Origin of the sequence: Cereibacter johrii (genome assembly GCF_001720585.1) — a bacterium.
Classification (GTDB): domain Bacteria; phylum Pseudomonadota; class Alphaproteobacteria; order Rhodobacterales; family Rhodobacteraceae; genus Cereibacter_A; species Cereibacter_A johrii.
Genome location: NZ_MABH01000255.1, coordinates 1 through 2889 on the forward strand (window position 1 = coordinate 1; position 2889 = coordinate 2889).

Here is a 2889-nt window from a genome sequence, read left to right on the forward strand (position 1 = left end):
CTGCGCGATCTCGCGCCGGCCGGCGGTGCCCGCCGGGGCGCCCGCCAGGTCGCGGAGCGCCCATCCGCCCTCGGCCGGCTCGAGCAGGAAGAAGGCGCCGTCGCTTTCGCGAAAGCCCAGGCGCCGGTCGGCCCAGGCGTCGAGGATGGCTGCGGCCGAGGCATCGCCCGAGAAAGCCAGGGCCTCGATCACCGGGCCGATGGTCTGGCGCGAGGACCGTTCGATCAGGGCGCGGTTCTCGGAGAGGATCTGCGCGGCGGGCGTGCCCTGCGCGAGGACGGGAAGCGCAGAGGCGAGCACTGCGAGGAGGATCAGGACAAACCGCATTCGGACCTCGTCGGGGGGAGCGGAGGCGGCGTCGGGCCCGGGCCCGAGCCGCCCCCGTCAAGTCAGTAGTTCGACTTGATCTGCACGCAGCTTTTCGTCTCGCTGTTGTACATGCCGCAGTCGAGCTTGGCCCAGTCGGACTCGAGCACGGCCGAGTCGGGCAGGAAGTCCGTCCAGGCATCGCCCGGCACCGGATCGGTCTGCGAGATGATGTCGAACTGGCCGTCGTCGCGGATCTCGCCGATCAGCACGGGCTTGGTCAGATGGTGGTTCGGCAGCATCTCGGCCTCGGAGCCGGTGAGGTTCGGGAATTTCTGGCCGATCATTTCCTTGGCCACCGGATCCACGTCGGTGGTGCCCGCAGCCGTCACGGCATTCACCCACATGTTGAAGCCAATGTAGGTGGCCTCCATCGGGTCGTTCGTCACGCGCTTCTCGCCCATGCGGGCCTTCCATTCCTTGATGAAGGCCTCGTTCTCGGGGCTTTCGGCGGACTGGAAGTAGTTCCAGGCCGCGAGATGGCCCACGAGGTTCGAGGTGTCGAGGCCGGAGAGTTCCTCTTCGCCCACCGAGAAGGCCACGACGGGAATGTCCTCGGCCGAGATGCCTGCGGCCGCGAGTTCCTTGTAGAAGCCGATGTTCGCATCCCCGTTGATCGTCGAGATCACGCCCACTTTCTTGCCGTCCGCGCCCAGCGCCTTCACGTCCGCCACGATCTTCGACCAGTCGGAATGGCCGAAGGGCGTGTAGTTCACGAAGATGTCGGATTTCGCGATGCCCTTCTGCTGCAGGTAGCTTTCGAGGATGTTGTTCGTCGTGCGCGGATAGACGTAGTCGGTGCCGAGGAGGGCGAACTTCTCGACGCCCAGCTCCTCGAGGAAATAGTCCACCGCCGGAATCGCCTGCTGGTTCGGGGCGGCGCCGGTGTAGAAGACGTTCTTCGAGCTTTCCTCGCCCTCGTACTGCACAGGGTAGAACAGGAGGCCGTTCAACTCCTCGATCACCGGCAGCACCGACTTGCGGCTGACGGAGGTCCAGCAGCCGAAGATCACGTCGACATCGTTCACGGTCAGCAGCTCGCGCGCCTTCTCGGCGAAGAGCGGCCAGTCGGAGGCGGGGTCCACCACCACCGCCTCGAGCTTCTTGCCCAGAAGGCCGCCCTTGGCATTCTGCTGGTCGACGAGCATCAGGACCGTGTCCTTCAGCGTCGTCTCGGAGATCGCCATCGTGCCCGAGAGCGAATGGAGCACGCCGATCTTGATCGTGTCCTCCTGCGCGAGCGCCCCGCCCGCGAGCGACAGACCGAGGGCCGTGCCGATCAGATATGCCCGGAACATCTTCATGCTCTTGTGTCCTTTTTCAGCAAGGCTCCGCCCGTCCGGTCCCGAGGGCCGGTCGTGGTTCCGTCAAGCCTTGGCAGTCCCCTGTTGATCCGCCGCGGGGCCTGTTCCGGCCCGCGGGCGCCGGAGCGTCTCTGGCTCCTCGCCGCTTCAGATGACGTCGGGTCGGGGGACGCGGCAAGACGGGCTGCGGCCTGGCCGCGGGGCGGCGTGGAAAACGCCGAAAAATTCATCGGATCACGGGCTCGCGACCCTGAAAGAGGCAGATCCGGTGTCGAAGCGGCGCCCGGGGGCGCCGCCTGCTCAATCCTGCGGCAGGAGCTGGAGCCCGCCTTCGCGTTCGAGGAAGGCCACGATCGCCTCGACGCCGACGCCCGCCCGCATCCGCGCCATGACATAGGGCCTGGGGCCCCGGGCTGCCTGCGTGTCGGCCTCGAGCCGGGCCAGATCCACGCCGACATGGGGCGCGAGATCGGTCTTGTTCACGACCAGCAGGTCCGAGCGCGTAAGGCCGGGGCCGCGCTTGCGGGGAATGTCCTGCCCGGCGGCGGTGTCGATCACATAGATGGTCAGGTCGGCCAGCTCGGGGCTGAAGGTCGCGGCCAGATTGTCGCCGCCCGATTCGATCAGGATCAGGTCGAGGTCCGGGAAGGCGCGGCGCAGGTCGGCCACGGCGGCGAGGTTGATCGAGGCATCCTCGCGGATGGCCGTGTGGGGGCAGCCCCCTGTCTCGACGCCGCGGATCCGTTCTGCGGGCAGCACCTGCGCGCGCATCAGCGCCTCGGCATCCTCACGGGTGTAGATGTCGTTGGTGATGACCGCCATCGAGCAGCGATGCGCGAGCGCCGCGCAGAGCTTCTCGGTCAGGGTCGTCTTGCCGGCGCCCACCGGGCCGCCGATCCCCACGCGCAGGGGTCCATGGCTCATGTCTTGAAGATCCTCACTTCCTGGGTTTCGTGCCGCATCGCCGCCAGATCGCCGCGCAGCGCGGCACTGCCGATGGCGTCGAGCGGGGCCTCTGCGCTCTCCGCCGCGATCTCCTCGATCAGCGGATGCAGCGCGGCAAGCGCGGCCTGCCCCTCGGTCTGGCCCAGCGGAACGAAGCGCACCGCCGCCGACACGAGGTTCGCGGCAAAGGCATGGAGCATCAGCGCCAGCACCTCGGCCACCGGCAGCCCGAGCGGGGCCGCCGCCTGCCCGAGCGCCACCGGCAGCGGCCGCG

Annotated in this window: 3 protein-coding genes and 1 pseudogene; all 4 read right to left on the reverse strand. The window is 68.1% G+C overall.

Annotation, left to right across the window (positions count from 1 at the left end; translation table 11 throughout):
- A pseudogene (locus A9O63_RS21455) lies at positions 1-327 on the reverse strand (urea ABC transporter permease subunit UrtB); the annotation flags it as partial.
- A 62-nt stretch (positions 328-389) separates the two neighbouring features.
- Entirely contained in the window at positions 390-1670 is a 1281-nt protein-coding gene (gene urtA, locus A9O63_RS21460; RefSeq protein WP_069333683.1) for an urea ABC transporter substrate-binding protein, read from the reverse strand.
- A 300-nt stretch (positions 1671-1970) separates the two neighbouring features.
- Positions 1971-2594, reverse strand: a complete 624-nt coding sequence (gene ureG / locus A9O63_RS21465; protein ID WP_069333684.1) for an urease accessory protein UreG — start codon at positions 2592-2594, stop codon at positions 1971-1973.
- On the reverse strand, positions 2591-2889 hold a 299-nt coding region (locus A9O63_RS21470; RefSeq protein ID WP_328585917.1), incomplete at its 5' end, for an urease accessory protein UreF. The genes A9O63_RS21470 and ureG, both read right to left, overlap by 4 nt.

Bases quoted from the DNA above. Each gene is read 5' to 3' on its own strand.
- ureG (WP_069333684.1), bottom strand. From the start codon at position 2,594: ATGAGCCATGGACCCCTGCGCGTGGGGATCGGCGGCCCGGTGGGCGCC.
- urtA (WP_069333683.1), bottom strand. From the start codon at position 1,670: ATGAAGATGTTCCGGGCATATCTGATCGGCACGGCCCTCGGTCTGTCG.